The organism is Mucisphaera sp., from assembly GCF_965279675.1.
Taxonomy (GTDB): domain Bacteria; phylum Planctomycetota; class Phycisphaerae; order Phycisphaerales; family Phycisphaeraceae; genus Mucisphaera.
Genome location: NZ_CBDIIJ010000002.1, coordinates 3,080,928 through 3,102,978 on the forward strand (window position 1 = coordinate 3,080,928; position 22,051 = coordinate 3,102,978).

At 61.1% G+C, this 22,051-nt stretch carries 16 protein-coding genes; 6 read left to right on the forward strand and 10 right to left on the reverse strand.

What is annotated here, in order from left to right:
• Positions 1 to 7 precede the first annotated feature (7 nt).
• The 4 genes from ACQZAB_RS13260 to ACQZAB_RS13275 all read right to left on the reverse strand — a co-directional run bounded on the left by ACQZAB_RS13260 (position 8) and on the right by ACQZAB_RS13275 (position 4,769).
• On the reverse strand, positions 8 to 574 hold the full coding sequence (locus ACQZAB_RS13260; protein WP_428389995.1) for a MotA/TolQ/ExbB proton channel family protein: 567 nt from the start codon (positions 572 to 574) through the stop codon (positions 8 to 10).
• 185 nt (positions 575 to 759) lie between these two features.
• Entirely contained in the window at positions 760 to 2,730 is a 1,971-nt protein-coding gene (locus ACQZAB_RS13265) for a transketolase (protein ID WP_428389996.1), read from the reverse strand.
• A 171-nt stretch (positions 2,731 to 2,901) separates the two neighbouring features.
• The gene (locus ACQZAB_RS13270; protein ID WP_428389997.1) at positions 2,902 to 4,098 is read right to left on the reverse strand and encodes a GGDEF domain-containing protein; all 1,197 of its coding nucleotides are present in this window, start codon (positions 4,096 to 4,098) and stop codon (positions 2,902 to 2,904) included.
• Between the two features lie 113 nt (positions 4,099 to 4,211).
• Entirely contained in the window at positions 4,212 to 4,769 is a 558-nt protein-coding gene (locus ACQZAB_RS13275) for a hypothetical protein (protein WP_428389998.1), read from the reverse strand.
• Between the two features lie 151 nt (positions 4,770 to 4,920).
• On the opposite strand from ACQZAB_RS13275, the gene ACQZAB_RS13280 reads away from it, so the two are divergent.
• Both ACQZAB_RS13280 and ACQZAB_RS13285 read left to right on the forward strand, forming a co-directional pair.
• On the forward strand, positions 4,921 to 6,657 hold the full coding sequence (locus ACQZAB_RS13280; protein WP_428389999.1) for a cation:proton antiporter: 1,737 nt from the start codon (positions 4,921 to 4,923) through the stop codon (positions 6,655 to 6,657).
• Positions 6,654 to 7,442 (forward strand): hypothetical protein, encoded by a 789-nt coding sequence (locus ACQZAB_RS13285; protein ID WP_428390000.1) that lies wholly within the window; start codon positions 6,654 to 6,656, stop codon positions 7,440 to 7,442. Before ACQZAB_RS13280 ends, ACQZAB_RS13285 begins: the two co-directional genes overlap by 4 nt.
• A gap of 33 nt (positions 7,443 to 7,475) precedes the next feature.
• Here ACQZAB_RS13285 and ACQZAB_RS13290 read toward each other — a convergent pair whose 3' ends face one another.
• Complete coding sequence (locus tag ACQZAB_RS13290) at positions 7,476 to 7,742, reverse strand: GNAT family N-acetyltransferase (protein ID WP_428390001.1); 267 nt, start codon at positions 7,740 to 7,742, stop codon at positions 7,476 to 7,478.
• Complete coding sequence (locus ACQZAB_RS13295; RefSeq protein ID WP_428390002.1) at positions 7,651 to 8,100, reverse strand: hypothetical protein; 450 nt, start codon at positions 8,098 to 8,100, stop codon at positions 7,651 to 7,653. The genes ACQZAB_RS13290 and ACQZAB_RS13295 overlap by 92 nt, the downstream gene beginning before the upstream one ends.
• A gap of 374 nt (positions 8,101 to 8,474) precedes the next feature.
• Here ACQZAB_RS13295 and ACQZAB_RS13300 point away from each other — a divergent pair, with 374 nt between their 5' ends.
• Positions 8,475 to 9,398: a YHYH protein gene (locus ACQZAB_RS13300; protein ID WP_428390003.1), complete on the forward strand. Its 924-nt coding sequence runs from the start codon at positions 8,475 to 8,477 to the stop codon at positions 9,396 to 9,398.
• An 11-nt stretch (positions 9,399 to 9,409) separates the two neighbouring features.
• Here ACQZAB_RS13300 and ACQZAB_RS13305 read toward each other — a convergent pair whose 3' ends face one another.
• Complete coding sequence (locus tag ACQZAB_RS13305) at positions 9,410 to 9,658, reverse strand: hypothetical protein (RefSeq protein ID WP_428390004.1); 249 nt, start codon at positions 9,656 to 9,658, stop codon at positions 9,410 to 9,412.
• Between the two features lie 399 nt (positions 9,659 to 10,057).
• Positions 10,058 to 11,116: a recombinase RecA gene (gene recA, locus ACQZAB_RS13310; protein WP_428390169.1), complete on the reverse strand. Its 1,059-nt coding sequence runs from the start codon at positions 11,114 to 11,116 to the stop codon at positions 10,058 to 10,060.
• A 396-nt stretch (positions 11,117 to 11,512) separates the two neighbouring features.
• Between recA and ACQZAB_RS13315 the strand changes: the two genes are divergently transcribed.
• From ACQZAB_RS13315 to ACQZAB_RS13325, 3 genes are all read left to right on the forward strand, one after another.
• Positions 11,513 to 12,235: a pirin family protein gene (locus tag ACQZAB_RS13315; RefSeq protein ID WP_428390005.1), complete on the forward strand. Its 723-nt coding sequence runs from the start codon at positions 11,513 to 11,515 to the stop codon at positions 12,233 to 12,235.
• Positions 12,236 to 12,388: 153 nt separating this feature from the next.
• Complete coding sequence (locus tag ACQZAB_RS13320) at positions 12,389 to 15,097, forward strand: zinc-dependent metalloprotease (RefSeq protein WP_428390006.1); 2,709 nt, start codon at positions 12,389 to 12,391, stop codon at positions 15,095 to 15,097.
• 352 nt (positions 15,098 to 15,449) lie between these two features.
• On the forward strand, positions 15,450 to 15,749 hold the full coding sequence (locus tag ACQZAB_RS13325) for a hypothetical protein (RefSeq protein WP_428390007.1): 300 nt from the start codon (positions 15,450 to 15,452) through the stop codon (positions 15,747 to 15,749).
• Positions 15,750 to 15,883: 134 nt separating this feature from the next.
• Here ACQZAB_RS13325 and ACQZAB_RS13330 read toward each other — a convergent pair whose 3' ends face one another.
• Together ACQZAB_RS13330 and ACQZAB_RS13335 are read right to left on the reverse strand one after the other, a co-directional pair.
• Positions 15,884 to 16,891, reverse strand: coding sequence for an NAD-dependent epimerase/dehydratase family protein (locus ACQZAB_RS13330; RefSeq protein WP_428390008.1), 1,008 nt, complete (start codon positions 16,889 to 16,891; stop codon positions 15,884 to 15,886).
• Positions 16,892 to 17,303: 412 nt separating this feature from the next.
• Positions 17,304 to 21,779, reverse strand: coding sequence for a hypothetical protein (locus ACQZAB_RS13335; protein WP_428390009.1), 4,476 nt, complete (start codon positions 21,777 to 21,779; stop codon positions 17,304 to 17,306).
• Positions 21,780 to 22,051 lie beyond the last annotated feature (272 nt).

The window sequence follows — 22,051 nt, forward strand, 5'->3', positions numbered from 1 at the left end:
CCACCCCTTAACTCGACTCAATCAGGGCATCCGCAAGCAGCCCAAGACGCCCCTCCACCCGCTTCACCCACCCACCCAGAAGCTGATAAGCCACCACCGCCACCACCGCAATCCCCAGACCCACCGCCGTCGTCACCAGCGCCTGCGCAATCCCGCCTCCGACCTCCCGCGGCTCAAGCGACCGCGCACCCGCACTCAGCACCTCAAAACTCTCAATAATCCCCAAAACCGTCCCCAGAATCCCAAGCATCGGCGCCACCGTAATCACCAGCGAAAGCACCGGCAGAAACCGCCCCAGCCCCACAACTTCCCGCTGCACCGCTGCCCGAACTGCCGCATGTGAACGACGATCACCCAGCCGCCAGAGCAACCGCGCGTACACCGTCGTCCCGTACACCTCGATCGCCTGCCCCTCACCCAGACAGAGCAGATAACGCTCAAACAACCGCCCCGACCCCGGACCGGCCACACGCGTCAGATACCACAACCGCTCCAGCACCACCGCCAACGCCAAAACACTCAGCCCCAGAAGCGGCCACATCACCGGCCCGCCACGCTCGATCAACACCATCATGACCAGAGCATACCCACCAGCCTATCCCAACGACGAATCCCAACCCCATAACCCAAGCCAGCCTCCCAACCGCAAGCGCAAAAAAAAGCAGGCCCGCCGGGGCCTGCTTTCCATGTCACTCAAAAGACCATTAACCGCTCGCACAAACGCATCCAAGAACCGGTGCGTCAGCGATCAAAACGCACTCAGGCCGTCGACAACTCCAGCATGCCCATCGCCGACTTCACGATGTCATCCACGCTAAGACCGCAGTAGTCCATCAGGTCATCCGTCGAACGACCCGACTTCGGCAGGTTCCGCACGTGCATCTGCTTGACCGTGAACCCACCACCATCCGCAGAAGCCGCGTCCGCAATCGCCGAACCCGCACCACCGCCGTAGTTATCCTCAAGGGTCAAGATGTTCCCATTGTTCGCGTTCGCCAGATCCAGAATCGCATCCGAATCGAACGGGATCGAATACAGGTCAACCAGCGTCGCGTCCACGCCCTGCTTGTCCAGCTGCTCCAGCGCCTTGTTGGCCTGATGCACCATGTAACCCGTCGCCACGATCAGCAGATCACGACCCTGCGACAGCACCTCGTGCCCGCCAAGCGTGAACGTATCCGACGCCGAATACAGGAACTCAAGGTCAGGACGAAGCGTCCGCATGTAGCACACGCCGTCGTACTCAGCCATCGCCATCGTCAGCCCATACGCCTGATAGGCACACGAAGGCTGCAGCACATAACAACCCGGCTGACCGTTCGGCCGCGTCATCGTCGCAAACGACCGGAACCAGGCAATATCAGGCAGCGACATCTGACTCGGACCATCCGCCGCCAGCGAAATACCCGCATGCGACCCCACCACCTTGAAGTGAGCACCCGAGTTGATCGCCATCTCGATCTGGTCGTAACCGCGAGCCACAAACTTCGCGAACGTCGAGGTGTAAGCCACCTTGCCCGCCGCCGACAAACCCGCCGCCACCGAATACATGTTCTGCTCAGCGATACGGCACTCTAAATACCGATCCACCAGCGCCTCATCCTTCGAGAACATCTCAGCGAACGTCGAGTTCTTCACGTCCGCATCCAACGCGACGATATCCCCACGAGCATGACCCAGCGCCCGAAGCGCCACGCCATACGCCCGACGCGTCGCCAGCTTGCCCTTGCTCAGCACATCCTCCATGCCGAACTGCTTCAAAGCCTCGTCCATGCTCGCCGGGGTCTCCAGCTTCGCCGGGTCCGGCTTCTTCGGGCTCATCAGCTTAATACCGATCTTCGTATCCGCCGTCGCCCCGAGATCATTCAGCGTCTTCTGAAGCTCTTCAAGGGCCTTGACCATGTCCTCACCATCCGCCGGCTTGCCGTGATGCCCACTGCCCTGCTGCGACGGACTGCCCCAACCCTTGACCGTCTTCGCCACCACGGCGATCGCCGGCGCATCCGGATTGTGCTGGCCCTCAGCGTGCTCATTCAGAACCGCCTGAATCTCAGACGGACGATGGCCATCAATCACCACCGCCTTGTAACCCGCCGCTTCCAGCTTCTTAGCCGTCGTCTCAGCCGTCTGCTGCGGGCTCACGACATCCGACTGCGCGTAAACATTGCAGTTGAAAATCGGCAGCACCGACTTCAGATCGTGATCCCGAATGAAGTCGATCGCCTCCCAGATCTGCCCCTCTCGCGACTCACCATCACCGATGATGCAGAAGATCCGCTTATCTAGGCCATCGATCTTCGCCGCCGCCCCAAGCCCCGCTGCCACCGACAGCCCCTGACCCAGTGAACCCGTCGCCGCATCGAAAAACGGGAAACCCTCCACCGGGTTCGGGTGGCCATCCACCACCGAGTCGATCGCCCGGAGCGTCATCGCATCCTCAACCGTCATCGCCCGCAGGTTGTCACGGTCCCTACCGATATGCACCCCCAGGTCCGCACACGCCGCATACACCACCGGCACCGCATGCCCCTCCGACAACACCAGACGATCCGAACTCGGATGCGCCGGGTTGGCCGGCTCGTAACGCATGTGGTCATACATCAGCACCGTCACCAGCTGCGCCAGACTCGCACAACTCGTCGGATGGCCCGAACCCGCCGCCGCTGTCATCTCATAGCTGAGCTTGATCAGTTCGCCGGCCTTGGCATGAATAGTGGAATCAAAGGACATGCTCAGCGCTCCTCGTTCTAGGGAAGCAAAGGGAACAAGCCGGATCCTGCCGACCTGCAGAAGACCTGATTATTGAGCAGCCAGCCCTTTCGAGCAACGCCCACCCAATGAATCGACCGATCCCTCCCCCAAAAGCCTTTAAAAACCCCGCTTATCAAAAAAGAACCGAACTCAGCCCCGGTCGCACCCATCCAGAGCCCCCGGACCGAACGTCAGCGCGTTCTTCCCCTGACGCTTCGACGCCAGGGCCATCTGATCCGCCCGCTCCAAGAGTTCTGCCGCCGACCGACCATCCCACGGATAACTCGCCAGCCCGCCCGAGATCGTCAACGTCTCCGACGCCTCCTGCATCAGACCCGGGAAACGATGCGTGCACAATGCCTTCTGGAACCGCCGCGCCGCCGCCAGCACATCCTGCGGGTGACGACTGTTCGCCGACCGTGGGCCCGTCGCATCCCAGAAAATCACCGCAAACTCATCCCCACCGATCCGCGCCACCACATCGTGCTCACGAACCACCGACGACATCAAACGCGACGACTCTCGCAGAATGTCATCACCCGCGCCATGCCCATACCGGTCGTTGTACGACTTGAAATCGTCGATATCAAAAACCATCAGCGTCACCTGGCTACGCTCCTCCGCCGCCCGCACCAGCACACGCTCCAGGAACCGGTCGAAGTACCGCCGATTCCAGGCCCCCGTCAGCGGATCGCGAAACGCCATCTCCTGCATCTGCCGGTAACGCTCCGCCAGCATCAGCCACCGAGCCGCCCACGCCGCCCAAGGCCGCAGCGCATCCATCGACGCGCCCGCACCCGCATGCACAAACCCATAAACCTGCCCGCCATGCCCCGCCTCCAGCACCACCCGATCCGGCTCAATCACCCCACGCTCCCCAGCCACCGCCACATCACCCAAACCCGTATGCCCCCGCAGCACCCGCCCCAACATCTCAAACAACCCCTCCCCATCCTCAAGCGCCGCATCGATCAGGTCCACATCCCCAGGCAACGCCTCACCCGCACCCAAAGCCGCCGCTGGCGCCACCGCATCAACAGATACCGGAGTCTCCGAAGAAACGGCCGATGGAACCGACGCTTGAACCTCCGCACCCACCGCATCGGCAAGCGACGCCGCACTCATCCCCACATCCACCCAGCCATCCACCGGCACCCGATCACTCACCGCCTCCGCCGCCGACCGATCCACCAGCAGCCTCGGCCGCCGCGTGATCGCCGACAATGCCTCCCCGACATCCGCATCAAGCACCAGATCACCCTCAGGCTTCACCACCAGACTCGCAGGCCCCATCGACTCCGCCATCACCAGCCCCTCCGCCAGACTACGCGCGAACTCAACACGCACATACCCATTCAGACCGCTCGCCTTCTCAGCCAGCGACGCACGCCAGAGCTCCGGACCGATCAGAATGACCGGCCGTGCACCATGAGACGCAGGTTGTGCCAGTTCCTTAGCGATCAGGCAGACTCCTCATCCGGATACGGTCCAAGCAGCATTCGAAGCTCTTCCTGCGTGATCTCGGGCGGCCGCAGCCGCTCAGCATCCGGCACCTGAACCAGCACCGGCGACAACCGCTCCCGCGCCGGCTGGGCCCGCATCAAAACCACGCCATCATCACGCGCCTCCGAACCCAACCCGGCCCCACCTCCACTTACGCCCTCCGCTGGCCGGCTGTTCGCCGCTGGCCCCTTCGCCTCCGCTTCGAGCACCAGACACCGAACCCCCGCGAACCGCTCCGCCACCAGCCTCTTGAGCACCTCCGCCCGCACCCGCCAACCCCGCTCATCACACGAGCCACCATCCGGCGACACCATCAGCAGCAACCGCGGACGAACCTGAGCCAGACGAACCGCCGCCATCAGATCACTCCCCACCACCTCCACCCGCATCCCCCGACGCTCTATCAGATCCAGTAACCGAGCCCGCCGCCTGGACCCCGCCGACACCCACACCAACACATCCAGACCCTGATCAGGCCGTGCCGGGGATCGCTGCGATAAGAAAATGTCCTCCATCCTTGCAAGTGTAGTCCACCCAACCCCTCCGCCAAAACAACCTCACCCCCAACCCGCCAGCCGCCAAACCCCGCCAACAACCCAAACCGCCAGATCGTTAAACTCACCACGGCCAGTCAATCCCACCCTCAGCCCCTCGGAGTCCCCCTAGATGCCCCTGACCCTCGCCGCAGGCGCCCTCTCCGTCAGTGAGATCACCGTCCTGCTGCTCTCCCTGGCCATCATGCTCGGCCTCGCCCGCATCCTGGGCGAGCTCGCCCGCGCCTTCCGCCAGCCAGCGGTCTTAGGGGAAATCCTCGCCGGGGTCATCCTCGGACCCACCATCCTCGGCAACCTCGCACCCGACGCATTCGCCTACCTCTTCCCCTTCGAAGGCGCCGTCTGGATCGCCCGCGAAGGCGTCATCATCCTCTCCGCCACCCTCCTCCTCCTCGTCGTCGGGCTCGAGGTCGATCTCGAAACCGTCTGGCGACAAGGCAAAGCCACCGCCTGCGTCAGCGCCCTAGGCGTCGCCGTCCCCATGGCCGTCGGCCTCACCCTCGGCCTCAACGCCCCCAGCATCCTCGGCAACGAAGACAGCGAACACGGACTCGCCTTCGCCATCTTTCTCGGTATTGCCCTCTCCATCACCGCCCTCCCTGTGATCGCCAAGATCCTCATGGACCTCAACCTCGCCAAGTCCGACCTCGGCGCGCTCATCATCTCCTCCGCCATGCTCAACGACCTCGTCGGCTGGATCGGCTTCGCCGTCGTCCTCGCTCTCATCGCCGACGCCGACGCCGCCTCCATGCCCGTCTGGATGGTCATCGCCCTCACCCTCACCTTCCTCGTCTCCATGCTCACCATCGGCCGAAGCATCCTCCACCGCGCCTTCCCCTACGTCCAGGCCCACTGGTCCTGGCCAGGCGGGGTTCTCAGCTTCGTCGTCTTCATCGCCATGCTCTGCGCCGCAGCCACCGAATCGCTCGGCGTCCACTCCATCTTTGGAGCCTTCATCGCAGGCGTCGCCATCGGCGACTCACACCACCTCACCGAACGCACCCGCGACACCATCAATCAGTTCATCTCTAACATCGCCGCCCCCCTCTTCTTCGCATCCATCGGCATCGGCATTAATTTCGCCGCCAACTTCAACCCCGGACTCGTCGCCCTCGTTTTCACAGTCGCACTTATCGGGAAAATCGGCGGCTGCGTCGTCGGAGCCAAAATCGCCGGCCTCTCATCCAAGGAATCCTGGGCCGTCGGGTTCGGTATGGCCGCCCAGGGAGCCGTCGGCATCATCCTCGGCCAACTCGCCCGCGAAGCCGGACTCATCTCCGACGAACTCATGGTCGCCATCGTCGTCATGGCCCTCGGAACCTCACTCCTTGCAGGCCCCCTCATCCAATGGGCCCTGGGCGGCAAAACCCAGAAACGCCTCCAGGACTACATCACCGACCGCGGAACCCTCATCGAACCCGAAGCCGCCTCCCGAGACCAGCTCATCGCCACCCTCAGCCAACGCGCCTCCGAGATCACAGGCCTCAACCCCAACACCATCCAGCAACACGTCATCGACCGCGAACACATCATGCCCACCGGCTTGCCCAACGGCCTCGCCGTCCCCCACGCACGCCTCGAAGGACTCACCAAAACCTGCCTCGTCATCGCCACCTCACGCTGGGGCATCGACTTCAACGCCCGCGACGGCAAACCCGCCCAACTCATCTTCCTCATCCTCACCCCACCAGATCAGACCGACGACCAGATCCAACTCCTCAGCCTCATCGCCAAAACCTTCAACAACCCCTCCCTCCGACAACGCGTTGTCGCCGCCACCACCTCCACCGAAATCCTCGCCGCCCTCAACGTCGGGGCCGCTGCAAACGCCGAAGCCGAAGAGTCGTGAGCTCTCTCACCCAGCAGGAAGCCAGAGATCTCTATCTCCAACTGGAAGAAGACTTTGAGCCCGATGGGGCCTTGAGAGATATTTATGCCTTCGAGACTGACTTAGCCCTATGGCAGAAGACCGTCAACGATCTACTAGTCAGTAATTGGCCCACAGAACTTCTGCATGATGGAAAACCCGCGACCACATCACAAGCCGTTCATTCAATTAAGACCGATACCGTAAGTTCTCTCCTGAGGCTTGACGTCGCCAGCCTCAAGATCATCTCGCATTTTTTCTGTGATGATGAGATCGATTTCGATGTTGACGACCGCGAGTTAAATCGAGGCAACCTCATCCATCTCTGCCACTTTACGGCCTTCTTGGGTAAGTCTATCCATCGGAATATCTACCTCACGCACCAACTCAACCCCAAGGATGGCATCTTGGCCTACTCGATCGATGACGATCACTTTCTAGCCCTCAAACGCCCGCCTCGAAGTACCTCAAGCCTCTCCAAACGCATCGCTGTCGGGCTCAAGCCGCTAAGAGATTTAACCGCCCACCTCGAAGAGAACAAGCCTAATCCAAAGCTGTTGATCGAACTGAAAGCACGATGGAAACCTGAGTTGTACCGACCTGACAGCCTCGACATGCACACCGAGCTCACCGCAGCACAGTTCGAATCATTGCGACAAGTCAATGGCTGGATCACCGAAGACCAATGGCCCGAAGAAGTTGTTTGGCGTCGACTTGTCCAGGAGTTGAATCGCTTGGCTCATAGCTTCACCGAATCCTCTGCATGACCTCACCTCATATATTAACTCCACCGGTAACAGTTAATCTCCTGTTCCAGTTATCTCTCGCCGCATCATCACCAACACCCCCGCCTTCATCGCCAGCTCCTTCCCCCCCACAAACCCCTCTCGCTCATAAAACCCCTCCGCCGGCGTCCCCTTCGCCACCTCCAGCGTCACCGCCTCATAACCCCCCGCCTCCGCACGACGGATCACCTCACGCATCACCGCCCGACCAAAACCCCGCTGCTGATGATCCGCCCGCGTCCCCAGAATCAGCAGCTCCAGCTTCCGCCCCTCCCCCCGCATGCTTCTCCGACATCACCCGCATCGCCTCAAACATCCGCGCCACCCCCAGTACCCGAACCACCCGCCACATCATCTTCACCAGATCCCACCCCTTCGGCTCATACCCGTAGTCGTGCACAAACCCCACACAAGCCAGCTCTCCCTCCGCACGCACACCCAGCAGCCCAGCTCCCGGAGCCTTATCAAATACCTCCAGCATCGTCCCCATCATCACCCGCGCGCACCAATACCGCGGCCGCCCGGGGGGATCCGCCGGCACCATCGGATGACCCGAAAACGCCTCCGCCAACACCTCCAACGCCTCAGCCCGATCCGATGCCCCCACGAGTTCCTCGACGGTCACACTAGCTTCACGCATGCCGACAGACTACGCCAGACACAATCAGCCACCAACCCGACAACGCCTTATCAGCAAACCGCCCATCCCCAGCAAATCAAGGCCCATAGCCCCTGGCGCAGGAAGCTCCACCGCCTCCGAAACCGATGAACCCAAAGACGCCGACACCACCAACCCTCCCAAACAAGTCTGACCCGCAACGAACCACGTCCTCAACCAACTAGCAATCTCCATTTGATGCGATCCGACTCCAGTGCGTACTTACAGCAGATGGATCAGTTCTGCCGACACCGCATGCTGGATACCTTAATATAAAGATCAACCTTGCTTTAGTTGTTAGCGACAAAGCGTCAGTCCTCTCGACCACAACAGTGTCACCCCCACAAGGACGCATTATGAAACGCTCACATCTCCTCGGCTTCCTCCTTACGCTGCTCATCGCCGCCGTCCTGCTCACCCCCGCCCTGCTCAGGCCCGCCTACCAGCCCGAGGACAACCACCTCACCATTACCACCACAGCCACGTACCGCATCATCGAATCCAACGGACTACCCGATCACACCACCGGACCTTTCCCCAACCCCAACAACCCCTTCGCCATCCGACGGCAAGCCTATCGCTTCACCATCCCCCTCCAACCCACCACCAGTGACCAGCCAGTTCCAATACTCACCACGCGCTTCGGAGTCGCCATCAACGGCATCCCCTTCGATCCTGCAGGGCCCTTCTTCAAAGGCGACCAGAAATCCGGCTGGGAGTTCGAACCCCTCCATCCCACGATCGGGGCACATCTCGGTGTAGACGAGAACAACGCGCACACCCAGCCCGGCGGTGGCTACCACTACCACGGGCTCCCCCAGCCCCTCTATGACCGACTCACACAGCAGGCCGGCGGAGAGACCGCAAAGATGACACTCCTCGGTTGGGCCGCCGATGGTTTCCCCGTCTACGGACCCTTCGCTCACGCCGACCCTCTCGATGCTGGCAGCCCCCTCCGCGAGTTGAAACCCTCCTACCAACTCCGCTCTGGCCCACGCCCTGCTACCCCAGGCGGGCAACACGACGGTGCCTTCATCCAAGACTATCAATACGTACCGGACCTCGGCGACCTCGACGATTGCAACGGCCGCTTCGGCGTCACGCCCGACTTCCCCGATGGCACCTACTACTACGTCATCACCCGCGACTTCCCCGTCATACCTCGCCACTTCCGCGCAAGCCCCGACCCCTCCTTCAACCAGCCCGGCGGCGGACCCGGCCCCGGCGAAGTTCCGCCCGGCCTCCGCGATTATCCCAACCTCCGACCGCCCCGCACCTGACCCGCCCCACCTCACTCCGCCTCAAAAAACCGCGTCGCCGTTCCCTCCGGCCCGATCACCGCCCGCACCCGCGACCCGCAACGCGGGCACCCACCTTCATACGCCTCCCCCCCCCTATTCAGATAAACCCGCGAATACGTCGAGCAGCACTTCCAGAAAACCGCGATCCACCGCCGACGCGGCTCAGCCTCCCTCGCCGCCTCATCACCCACAGGCCGCAGCCCCTCGATATCCACGATGTAGTCAGGCGTCCCATTCACCCCCTAAACATCGGCCGCCACCCCACCTCGACCACAATCCATCATCTGACCCCCAAAGAACCAACCCTCACCCGCTCCGAAACCAAGACCACCCGATCCCTTACACCGCAAAGACCTCCCCTAAACCCAAGCCAGCTACAGAAAACACCACGCCTCTGGCACACCCCACTCACCAGCAACCTCCAGCAGCCCAGCACCGCATCCAACCACCAAACACGCGTCCCCACACCAGGCAGGTCACGAGCGGAAAGCCGGCAACACCACCCCTGCGCCTCCTCCAGGCACAGACGCAACGCCACCAGCCCTCCACCCACAACCCTTAGCCAGTCCACCATCGACAAGCCCACCGCGGGCCAGCCCAAAGATCAAACCGTCAACGAACGTCCGTTGGCACCGAGCCTAAGCCTCGTCATCCTTCTCGACTTCCGCCTCATCCTCAGCCACCGGCTTCCCCGCGACGCCCTTGGCCTCAAGCACCTTCTGCTTGATCTCCTCAAACAGATCACGGTTCTCACCAATGAACTTCTTCGAGTTCTCCCGGCCCTGCCCCAGCCGAACCTCCCCGAAACTGAACCACGCCCCCGACTTCTGAACCACATCGGTCTCAACACCAAGGTCAATCAGATCACCCGTCGCGCTGATCCCCTCGTTGAACATGATGTCGAACTCCGCCTGCCTGAAAGGCGGGGCCACTTTGTTCTTCACCACCTTCGCACGCACCCGGTTACCCACTGCCTCATCCCCCTCCTTGATCGAGCCCGTCCGCCGAATGTCCACACGCACCGAAGCGTAGAACTTCAGCGCCCGCCCACCAGGCGTCGTCTCCGGACTCCCAAACATCACACCGATCTTCTCACGGATCTGGTTGATGAAAATCACCGTCGTCGAAGAACGATTGATCGCCCCCGTCAGCTTCCGCATCGCCTGACTCATCAGCCGGGCCTGCAAGCCAACGTGCGAATCCCCCATCTCACCCTCGATCTCAGCACGCGGAATCAACGCCGCCACCGAGTCCACCACGATGATGTCCACCGCGTTCGACCGCACCAGCAACTCACAGATCTCCAGCGCCTGCTCACCCGTATCCGGCTGCGAGACCAGCAGGTCCTCGAGCTTCACGCCCAGCTTCCGCGCCCACGTCGGGTCCAACGCGTGCTCCGCATCGATGAACGCAGCCACGCCCCCCTCCTTCTGCCCACTCGCAATCGTGTGCAGCGCCAGCGTCGTCTTACCCGACGACTCCGGACCATAAATCTCAATGATCCGCCCACGCGGGATCCCCCGACCACCCAAAGCCAGGTCCAGGCTGATCGATCCCGTCGAAATCCCCGGCACCAGCTTCGTCGGGTCATCATCCAGGCGCATGATCGAGCCCTTGCCGTAGCTCTTGTCGATCTGCGACAGCGTCCGCTCCAACGCCGCCTTCTTCTCCCGGTCGTCAAACCGACCCTCGGTCATCGTCTTTCCTCCGGTCGTCGCTGCTGAACGCGCCATGGCGGCTCCTCGTCGCTGAGATGTTGGCTGGCTGGCCTCCGTTCCGGAGGTCGCGGCCCGGCCGTTGGTCTTGTCTTTCACTGCTGCAGTCACCATAAGGGAGGCTCCTTTAAGCGTCAATGTTGGGGTTGCGTCAGGTGAACAAGACCCTAACCAACTCCGGTCACGCTTACAACACCCTAACGGCGATTTTTTGACATTTTCTTCCCGCACCACTCCAAAGCCACCCAGACCACCCGACCCAAGCCGCAACGACCACACCCGATGCTGTCTCATCCCCCAACGCGGGCTGCCGGGAATAAATCCCAACCCCATTTATTTGTTATAACAACTATTGTTCCAAACCAGAAAGGACACATCATGATCACCCCACGACCAGCCAACGACCGCGGAGCCACCCATCTCAGCTGGCTCAACTCCCGACACACCTTCTCCTTCGGCCAGTACCAAGACCCCCAGCACATGGGCTTCGGGCCACTCCGCGTCATCAACGACGACATCGTCGCCCCCGCCGGCGGCTTCGGCGAGCATCCCCATAAGGACATGGAAATCATGACCTGGGTCCTCTCCGGTGCCCTCAAACACGGCGATTCCCTCGGCAACCTCCAGACACTCACACCAGGCGAACTCCAGGTCATGACCGCCGGTCGCGGCATCTATCACACCGAGATGAACGCCTCCAACACCGAACCCACCCACTTCCTCCAGATCTGGATCCAGCCCCGAACCCCAGGCGTCGAGCCTCGCTACGACCAGCACGCCTACCCCCGGGAAGGACGAACTAACCAATGGCAACTCCTCGCCGCAGATGACACCGAAACCGATCGCTTCGGCCCCCAAACCCTGCCGATCGCACAGGCCGCCAGACTCTCCGTCGCCGACCTCGACCCCGGACAAACCCTCACCTACGACTTCGAGGAAGGCCGCTCCGGCTGGCTCCACCTCGCCACCGGCAAAGCCACCGCCGACAGCCACCAACTCCAGGCCGGCGACGCCCTCGCCATCCAGGCCGAACCCGGCATCACCATCACCGCCGAAGAAAAATCACAGGTCCTCCTCTTCGACCTCGCCGAAAACGCCTGATGCCCGATAACATGTCTTCAGAGGAGGAAGACCGAACACACCCTCCCTAAGGTCCGTATTGCCTACAGACCCCGCGGCGCAATCGCGTCGCGGGGCCTTTCCGATCGATAACCACACGACACAGTCCCCTCCCGAAGTACCCGGAGTTGTTCGATGATCACCACCCGTCTCTTCCGAACCCCATTCACCTCCCTCACCCTCGCCGCATCACTGCTCATCGCAGCAGCTCCCTTCACCACCACGACCCTGCTCGCACAGAACGGCGAGCAGGCCGAAACCCCCGCCGAGAAGCCCGCTTATCCGCCACTCAGCGAAGTCACCGAAGGCCTCGAAGAAATCCCCGGCCTTATGACCCTCTATCGCCCCCATGGCGACGACCCCAAGCAGGACCACACCAAGCTCCTCTGCCGCATCCCCGCTTCGCTCCTCGGCGAAGACCTCCTCTTCGCCACCAGCATCTCCCGGGGATCCATGGCCGGCTTCATGTGGCGCGACTGGCTCGTCCGCTGGGAACGCGTCGGCAAGCACGTCAAGCTCGTCGTCCCCAACGTCCGCTACGTCCAGACCCCCGGCACACCCGTCAACGACGCCATCGAGCGCACCTACCGACCCAGCTTCATCGCCGCCCTGCCCATCATCACCATGGCCGGCAACGACCCCGTCGTCGACCTCGGCGGCCTCATCTTCAGCAACATCGCCCGGCCCCCGCGTCCCATGGGTGCTTCCGGCAACCCCAACAGAGCCCTCTCCGTCCTCCGCAAGGCCAAGAACTTCCCCGAAAACATCCTCATCGATGTCGACCTCGCCATGTCCTCAGCCTTCGGCGGCGAATCCGTCGGCGTCTCCTACGCCTTCCGCAAACTCCCAGCCCTCGGCTCCTACACCCCACGACCCGCCGATGAACGCGTCGGCTACTTCGTCACCAGCCGACAGGACTGGTCCACCAGCTACAGCGCCCGCGAAACCGCCATCCGCTACGCCAACCGCTGGAAGCTCCAAAAACAGGACCCCTCCCTCGAACTCTCGCCCCCCAAGGAACCCATCGTCTTCATCATCGAGAAGACCGTCCCCATCCGCTGGCGACGCTGGGTCCGCGCCGGTATCGAAGACTGGAACAAGGCCTTCGAACAGATCGGCTACGTCGACGCCATCGTCGTCCAGCAACAGACCGACACCAACGAGTTCGCCAACATCGACCCCGAAGACGCACGCTACAACTTCCTCCGCTGGATCGTCTCTGGCCGCGCCTTCGCCATGGGCCCCTCCGTCGCCGACCCCCGCACCGGACAGATCCTCGACGCCGACATCATCTTCGATGACTCCATGATCCGCTGGTTCACCACCGAGTTCGACCAGCTCGGCCCCCAGTCGCTCAGCAACTGGCGCGGACCCGCCTACGACAAGTACACCCAGATCATGCAGCACGTCACCGAGCAAGGCCACATCGACGAGGAAACCTACGAGCAGATCTCCGCCCTCGCCGCGCCCTGCGACCACAGCCGCGACGGCGCCACCTGCGAACTCGCACACGGACTCCAGCAGCAGATGGCCATGGGCCTCATGCTCTCACGACTCGGAACCCCCTCCGGCAAGGAAGTCCCCGAGCAGTTCATCGGCCAGATCATCCAGATGATCACCGCCCACGAAGTCGGCCACACCCTCGGACTCCGGCACAACTTCCGCGCCTCCGGCTGGCTCTCGCTCGACGAGATCCGCCAGCGCCGCGACCTCACCAACGAGCCCACCTCCGCCTCCGTGATGGACTACAACCCCATCCTCTTCTTCGAAGGCGACGACTTCGACGAGGTCAAAACCTTCACCACCCCCGACCTCGGTCCCTACGACCACTGGGCCATCGAATACGGCTACGGCGAGCCCGCCCCCGGCCAGTCCCTCCAGGACTACCTCGCCGAAGTCGGCTCGCGCTCCACACAGCCCGAGCTCGCCTACGCCACCGATGAAGACACCATGTGGATCTACTCCCCCGATCCCCTCACCAACCGCTGGGACATGAGCAACGACCCCGAAGCCTGGCTCGAAACCCGAGGAGAACTGGCCGACGAACTCCTCGAAAACGTCACCGAGTGGGCCATCGACCCCGATGAGCCCCGCTACTTCCTCCGCAACATGTTCGCAGCCCTCCTCTTCGAGAAGACCCAGCCCGGCATGTTCGTCTCACGCATCGTTGGCGGACAGCACTACAGCCGCTCACGCCTCGGCGACCCCGACGCGCCCCCCGCCCTCGACCCGCTCGATGCCGAAGAGATGCGCTCCGCCATGCAGACGCTGGCCAAAACCATCTTCAACCCCGACTACTACCCCCTCGACGCCGAGCTGCTCAACAACCTCGCCCCCTCACGCTGGCGGGGCGAAGGCGCACTCATGCTCGACTACCCCATCCACACCGTCATCACCCGAGCACAGGCCCGAGCCCTCCAGGACCTCATGGCCTACCCCCTCATCCAGCGAATCTACGACGCCGAAGTCAAAGTAGAAGCCGACGACAAATACACCGCCGCCGAACACCTCAAAACCCTCACCGATATCGTCTGGTCCGACCTCAAGCAGGCCCCCGCAGGACCCTACTCCGACGCCTCACCGATGATCCCCTCCATCACCCGCAACCTCCAGTCGGCCCACGTCGCAACCCTCATGGACTACGTCCGCATCGACCTCGGCCTCAGCCGCTTCATGTCACCCGACGTCCAGCGAATGATGCGCCACAACCTCCGCAACCTCGCCGCCGACATCGAATCCACCCTCGAAGCCAACCCCAATCTCGACTTCGCCACCGAAGCCCACCTCACCGAAACCCACTCCCAAATCACCCGAGCCCTCGAAGCCGAGTTCTCCGCCCGCTAACCGACGAAACCCAAAAACAACCCAGAAACCCCAACGAGCCCCGGGCACAAGCCCGGGGTGCTTTTTGCTCTACCTACGGCCACCCACAAACACGGGTGGCTGTGGTCAGCCCAAAGGGCTGCCCACAGAACCATGTATCTCCGGGTGCTACGGTTTCTTACGCAGCAACTGGAAAAGCCGTGACCAAACCACCCTATCCCTCCGCTCGAATCCGAAGCACCGGCTGCTCATCAAACACCTCCTAAGCCGGCCAGTAGGGCTTCACTTACCCAAGCCACTTCGACTTAGCAATAAAATTATATTAGTTATTATGATATTATGGATAGAATCAGTACGCTTCCAGGAGTCAGCGATGAACGATGAATTGATGATGCAAATTCAAGAAAACTACGGAGTAGAAGTCAAAGTCCAGAGCGAATACACGACGCTGCGAGATCTTGATAGAGAAGAACCAGATTCCTTGTGTGCCGAAGTTAAACTCGATGTAATGATGCGAGTTCCCGAAGGCTTTAGTACTGAAGCTGAAGCACTCGAATGGATAACGGAAGCTGAAAAAAGATTACATCTGGCAATCACAGAACTAACCGTAGATGCAGTTGAGCACATTAGGAATAAGACGATACAAGCGATGAAAGATGTACTTCAAGATTAAGTCAAAATACTCCACCTTTAAGATGCTAGGGCTACTGTGAATAGCTCACTGGCTACTGGTGCAAAACAACATCATGCCAGCGTGACCCTATCCACAATGAACTCTGATAGTGGTGATCATTATTTGAGCTACCCCTAAGCCACCCGCCGCAACCCACCCCCGCTCGCCTCCATCCGCTCCGCCACCCGCTCCCGAACCCACGCATACGTCTTCGCCATCCCCTCCGCCAGACCAATCCCAGGCGACCACCCCAGCCGCTCCTCGATCATCCGATTGTCACTGTTCCGCCCGTTCACACCCTTCGGCGCATCAACGTTGTACCGCCGCTCCAGCCGCACCCCAGCGATCCCCTCAACCAGCGACACCAACCCATCAATCGACACCAACTCGTCCGACCCCAGATTGATCGGCTCCCGACACTCACTCGCCATCAGCCGCTCGATCCCTTCCAGACAATCATCGATGTACGTAAAGCTACGCGTCTGCGTCCCATCCCCCCAAATCTCAATCTCATACCGCCCCGACAGCTCCGCCTCGGCCACCTTCCGGCAGATCGCCGCAGGCGCCTTCTCCCGCCCCCCTTCCCACGTCCCCTCCGGCCCATACACATTGTGGAACCGAGCCACCCGAGCCTCCAGCCCGAAATCCTCCATGAAGTGCCGGCACATCCGCTCCCCAAACAGCTTCTCCCACCCATACCCATCCTCAGGCATCGCCGGATAAGCATCCGACTCCCGCAGCGCCGTCACATCCGCCGACACCTGCTTGTCAGCGTTGTACACACAAGCCGAGGACGCAAAGAAATACCGCTCCACCTCCGCATCACGAGCCGCCATCAGCGCATGCGTGTTGATCAGCACCGACAGCATGCACAACGCCTTGTTGTTCTCGATAAACCCCATCCCACCCATATCTGCCGCCAGGTTGTAAACCGTCCCCGCCTCCCGACAAGCCACCCGACAAGCCTCCGCCTCCCGCAAATCCAGCACCATCTCCTCCACCCCCGCCTCACGCACAAACCACTCCCCCACCGGCTTGATGTCCACCGCCCGCACCCGCTCCCCGCGCTCAACCAGCCGCGAGACCAGGTGACCGCCAATAAACCCACCCCCACCAAGCACCACATGAACCTTCCGACCCATACCAGGCTCCAGATACGACCTCAGTTACCCCGAATATCGGCACCCACCCCGCCACGACCCCAAAAGCCCCAAGACATGGACCACCCACGAAAGATCAGCCACCTCCAGAAGGCACCTGGCCGACTGCCGGGTATGGCCCCCAACCCGGTCGCGACGCGGCCGGGACTTCCCAAAAACCAGCCCACAAGACCATCAATCAGCCCACCCCCAACACGAGCCCCAGGCGCGAGCCTGGGGTGCTTCACGCTTCGACCAACCAAACACCACACAGCCCCAACAACGCCACCCCCTTCACGAGCCCAAGGCGCAAGCCTTGGGACAACGACCTGAGCAACACCAGTACCCACCGATCAAACGAAAAAGCCCCGCCTCCCAAGAGGCAGGGCTTCTTAAAACGCAACTCAAACCAGCCTCATGCCGCCCGACGCCTCCGGAGCCCCGCCAGCCCCAGACCCAGCAACGCACCCATCCCCGGCTCAGGCAACGGCACCACAGCACCGAAATTACTCGCCAGAAGCGACAGGTCCACCAGATCCACCTTGCCACTGCCATCAAAGTCACCCGTCGCCCACGTCCCGAGATCACCAAAACCGGATGCCAGCAACGACAGGTCAATCAGGTCCACCGTACCATCGAGGTTCGCATCACCCGGCAGCGCCGCGATCGCCAGCACCAGCTGCATATTGTCGTAGATCACCGCCATGTACTTGTCAGGCGTCACCACCAGACCCGTAATCACATCGAACGTATCAAACAGGTCACCACCATCCGTCGTGATCAGCTTGAAGGCATCCCCATAATCCGGCTCGTAACCCATCAGCAGCGACAACTCACCGCCAAGGAACCCGTCGAAGGTCACCTCCAGCAAATCATGGCCCACGCCGGCCCCAGCAGGACTGTCAATCTCCATCTCTAACGTTCCGGTGACCGTCTGCGTGAACTCATTCACCCCAGCAATCCCAGGCGAAGAGCCAACCGTCAGCAACCCCTGATTCACCACCTCGATCCCCACATCCGCGCCATTCAGCAAAGCCAGCGAAGAACTCGACGAAACCAGCATCCGACCCGTCCCAGCAAAACCCGCTCCCGATCGAACCGTCGCCCCACCCAGAATCTGCAGATCGGTATCTACGTTGTTGACGCTGCCTGAGAAGAAGGTCGTGTCAGGCGACTGCAGGATCGACGTCGTCGCACTGTTCACGTCGAGATTACCGTCTAGTTCCAGGATGGGAGCGATAAGCCGCCCACCGGTCATAAACAAGTCCGAACCGGGCCTCATCAGGAGCCTGCCATCCGTGATCTGGAAATACCACGGGCCGCCGATCTCCATCTGTGTATCGAAACCAAACAGAGTGTTTGTGTTGACGTACTGAATACTCCCCTGCGTCGCACGCACGATCCCCGTCTCCGGGGTCCCATCGATATCAGCCCGAGGCGTCGTCGCCACGATCAGCAGACCACCCACACCCTCAAGCACGCCGGTGTTGTTAAAGCCCTCCGTGGTGATGGAACCACGCCCCCGCGTGATCCCATCATTGGTGATCTCCGAACCGGTCACCGACCCGCCATTCAGCTCAAGCACGGACGCCACGCCGGTGTTGAAAGGCGTCGTGAACCGCAGAACACCATCCGTATCCGCCGTCCCGATCGTGCCGACACTCGTCACGGCAGCCCCGTCAACATTCAGTGTCCCATCGTCCGCCATCAGGTCCGAGCCAACCAGGAAATTCACCGTCGAAGCAATCGACCCGAACCCATGGAGATCGGCAAAATTATTAGCCGCTAGTGTGCCTCCCGCCCGGATGATCCCACCCTCGATCCGGTTCAAACTGCCGTTGTGCTCCAGCCGGAATTGCGCCGAAGCATCCACAAATGTCATCACAACATCCGAATCAAACGTCGCCCGAGCACGCACCTGCGGGAAGCCATCAACACTGATCGTATTACTGAATCGAACCGCTTGACCCACAATCACATCCCAGCCCGTCGAAATCGAATTGAACGTCACCGGCCCGTCCGCCACCCACGACCCCAGCGTGTTCACCGTAAGACGGCCAAACAGCCCAAAACCCAGCATGCCGTCATAAGCATTGCTGGTTCCCGAACTCTCAATGTAGTCGCTGTCAATCGTCAGCTGCGAGATCAGATTCAAGGAAGCACCTGGCCCCGCAGTCCCGTCCAGGTCGTAACGCGTCACATCTACCGTCGTCGGCGCCGTGACCGAAGCGTCACTCTGCAGGAACGTACCGGCACCCGTGATCGTTCCGCCCGCGAGCTCCATGAAGCCCTGAGCCCGAACGCTCGCATCCGCCTCAACCACAATCGATCCGTCATCCAGATGCACGTCCGCGCCAATCTGCGACTGACCACCCGAACCAGAAACATTAATCACACCGCCAGGAACTATCCTCACCTCAGTACCCGTGAGGAATGGCGTCCCCGACCCGGCGTGCACCATATTGATCGTGCCATCGAGATCCCAGGTGGCAGCCGTATTAACACTGGCACGACCGCCGTTGATGTTCAGCGTGCCACCATACGGATCACTAACGATATCGATCACATCCGAGTTGATCGTAAACACCACCCCATCATTCACCGTCGTCACGCTGTCCCCGCCACTGCTCCCATCCCAGTCAAGCGTGTCCGTCGAAATCACCGTGTCAGCCGCAATCGTCACGTTGGAATTGAACCGAAGCGTACCCGTACCCGTATGCGTCCCCCCTTCAAAGATCGCAGTACCCTCAAGCTCCAGAACACTCGTCGTGTTCGTCACCGACGTGCTCGTAAACGTGACCGGCGCAAAGATTTCGTTCGTACCAGACAGAGCATTCACCGTGCCCGTACCACCATCTCCCACAATCATCCGCGACCCCTCAAGGTCACCGCCATTCATGTTCATCGTCCCGCTAAGCGTCCACGCCACCGGGAAAAGAATCGGGTTGATGATGATCCCCGAACCGCCCACATCTGGGCTATCTCCCTCAGCAAGAGGGTTAATAATCAGAGGCGCCCGCGTATTGACGTTCAAAACCGCCCCACTGCCGATCGTAATCACCCCGTCGTGTGCATCATTGATCCCACGACCAGTGATGTCCATCTGCGAATTACTCTCCAGCGTCGTATCCGAGATCGTCCCGCCATCCCAGTCGAACGTCCACGTCTGAATCGTCACCGTCGAACCCGACGATACCGTCGCGTCACCATTCTGAACAAGCGTCCCCGTACCCGTAAACGTCCCGCCGTTGTAAGTAATCGAATCCCCCGTCGAATTGCCGAGCGTCAACTGGTCATCCGAATCCGGGATGTTCACCGTCGCCGTCGACTCCACAATCACTGGCGTGTCGATCGCCGTAAAGCCATCCACATTCACCACACCCGCCAGGATCGTCGTCCCCGTACCGAGAATCTCAGCATCCTCGGAGATCGTCGCCCCACCGTTCAGGTTCAGCACACCCCCAACGCCCAACTCCCAATCCACATTGAACGTGATGTCCTGACCATCACCCACCGTCATCACACCATCAAACGGATCCGCCACGCCACCTGAGGCAAAGGTGATATCCCCCACACTCGCGTCCACAAGGCCATCGCCACCCGTACCATCCAGGTCCCAGGCGTTCGTCCCGTTGGCCGACACAAACGTCAACCGGCCGCCATCAGGACGAATCCGCCCGTCATTCCGGAACGTACCCGCCACATCCACCGTACCGTTCCCGTTCACCTCCCCGATCAGTCCATCAAAAACCTCGGTGTCGAGATCATCGGCGATATCCGCCAGCCCGCCGGTCATATCAAGCTCACCACCGTTGACGATCACATCCGTCGCCTCAAGCTCACCACCAACCTCAACAAAAATCTGCGTCGATCCATCACCCGCCGCCCGCTGAATCGTCACCGTATTCGCGATGTCGATCTTGTCGTCATTCGTCTGAACATCCGACCCGTCACCCACAAAAAGGCTCGTGGCGAAGAACGTCCCGGGTGTCGTAATCTGCGCCGTCCCGCCATGCCTGATGTAAGCCTCGTCCGCTCCCCCAGGAACCTGACCACCCACCCACTCAAACGCGTTCCGCATATCACCCGCAGAAAGCATGTCCTGACGCGGCAAATCAATATCGTTCCAACCCGAGCCCGTCGCCGCAGCCAGCACATCCGTCGCCGTCGGCAAACGACGAACCCCAGACGCACCACAACCACCGCACATCAACGCCGTCTGAGCCTCCACGTGGAAATCACCCTCGATCCCCGTCGTGATCCCGTTGGTCAGCGACGTCGGCACATCATAATCCCCGTCCGCATACTCCCCGCTCGACACATTCCCCGTCAGCCCCACCGCATGACCCAACTCATGAATCACCGTGCTGAGCAAATCAAAGCCGTTCCTCGCCGCTGCCGGCGCCGTCGAGCGCGCATCACCCCGGTAGCCCACCTCAAACAACTGCGGAGCCCCATTAAACCAGTTGGCCTGCTGCGTTCCCGTCAGATCACGGTAAAGCGTTTGCTCGATGTCAAACTCGCTGTTGTTGCCGGGCGTCTGGTCGTAATACCACAGCCGCGCATTGCCGTTGCTAAGCGTCGTATCCAGTCGAATCCGAGCATCCGTCGGCTTGCCCCCCGACGTCCCCGTATTGAGATGGTCCCCAAGCACATTGTCATCAAGGTCGGTCCAGAAGTACCGAATGTTCAGCGTCCCGCTATCCTCGATGATATCCTCCCAGTAGTTCGCAGCCCACTGCATCATCGAAATCAACTCAGCCGCCGCCGGGTCCGAGGCCGGGTTATCCGAAGCCCCCGCGTCAAACGTCAGATTGATGTTCAGACCCGAAGCCGTCCCCGCACTCGCCAACAACGCCGCAGCCAATAGACAACCTGTACTCGTCTTCATCGCGAGATCCCTTCTCAAAATTGTTGCTACCACTCGCCCAAAAGCGAAAACCCTTCTCTACCTGCCCGGCCAACGGGAAAATGAATCACATCCCACAGCCAAGCCTAACAAGCCATCTGTCCAAATAGAAGCATAACACCTAATCAGAATCAAACACCCCAAAATCCCCTGATAACCTCCAATACGCAGACCCAACCCCAAAACTGCGCGCTCCACCGAACAATCACAAAAAAACCCCGACGCCGAAGCGCCGGGGCTTATCAACTCAGGGT

What these genes read in the sequence shown, in the direction of transcription:
- ACQZAB_RS13315 (WP_428390005.1), top strand. Translation starts at nt 11,513, where the DNA reads ATGATCACCCCACGACCAGCCAACGACCGCGGAGCCACCCATCTCAGC.
- recA (WP_428390169.1), bottom strand. Translation starts at nt 11,116, where the DNA reads ATGACCGAGGGTCGGTTTGACGACCGGGAGAAGAAGGCGGCGTTGGAG.
- ACQZAB_RS13275 (WP_428389998.1), bottom strand. Translation starts at nt 4,769, where the DNA reads ATGGAGGACATTTTCTTATCGCAGCGATCCCCGGCACGGCCTGATCAG.
- ACQZAB_RS13335 (WP_428390009.1), bottom strand. Translation starts at nt 21,779, where the DNA reads ATGAAGACGAGTACAGGTTGTCTATTGGCTGCGGCGTTGTTGGCGAGT.
- ACQZAB_RS13300 (WP_428390003.1), top strand. Translation starts at nt 8,475, where the DNA reads ATGAAACGCTCACATCTCCTCGGCTTCCTCCTTACGCTGCTCATCGCC.
- ACQZAB_RS13320 (WP_428390006.1), top strand. Translation starts at nt 12,389, where the DNA reads ATGATCACCACCCGTCTCTTCCGAACCCCATTCACCTCCCTCACCCTC.
- ACQZAB_RS13295 (WP_428390002.1), bottom strand. Translation starts at nt 8,100, where the DNA reads ATGCGTGAAGCTAGTGTGACCGTCGAGGAACTCGTGGGGGCATCGGAT.
- ACQZAB_RS13280 (WP_428389999.1), top strand. Translation starts at nt 4,921, where the DNA reads ATGCCCCTGACCCTCGCCGCAGGCGCCCTCTCCGTCAGTGAGATCACC.
- ACQZAB_RS13325 (WP_428390007.1), top strand. Translation starts at nt 15,450, where the DNA reads ATGAACGATGAATTGATGATGCAAATTCAAGAAAACTACGGAGTAGAA.
- ACQZAB_RS13265 (WP_428389996.1), bottom strand. Translation starts at nt 2,730, where the DNA reads ATGTCCTTTGATTCCACTATTCATGCCAAGGCCGGCGAACTGATCAAG.
- ACQZAB_RS13290 (WP_428390001.1), bottom strand. Translation starts at nt 7,742, where the DNA reads ATGCGGGGGGAGGGGCGGAAGCTGGAGCTGCTGATTCTGGGGACGCGG.
- ACQZAB_RS13330 (WP_428390008.1), bottom strand. Translation starts at nt 16,891, where the DNA reads ATGGGTCGGAAGGTTCATGTGGTGCTTGGTGGGGGTGGGTTTATTGGC.
- ACQZAB_RS13260 (WP_428389995.1), bottom strand. Translation starts at nt 574, where the DNA reads ATGATGGTGTTGATCGAGCGTGGCGGGCCGGTGATGTGGCCGCTTCTG.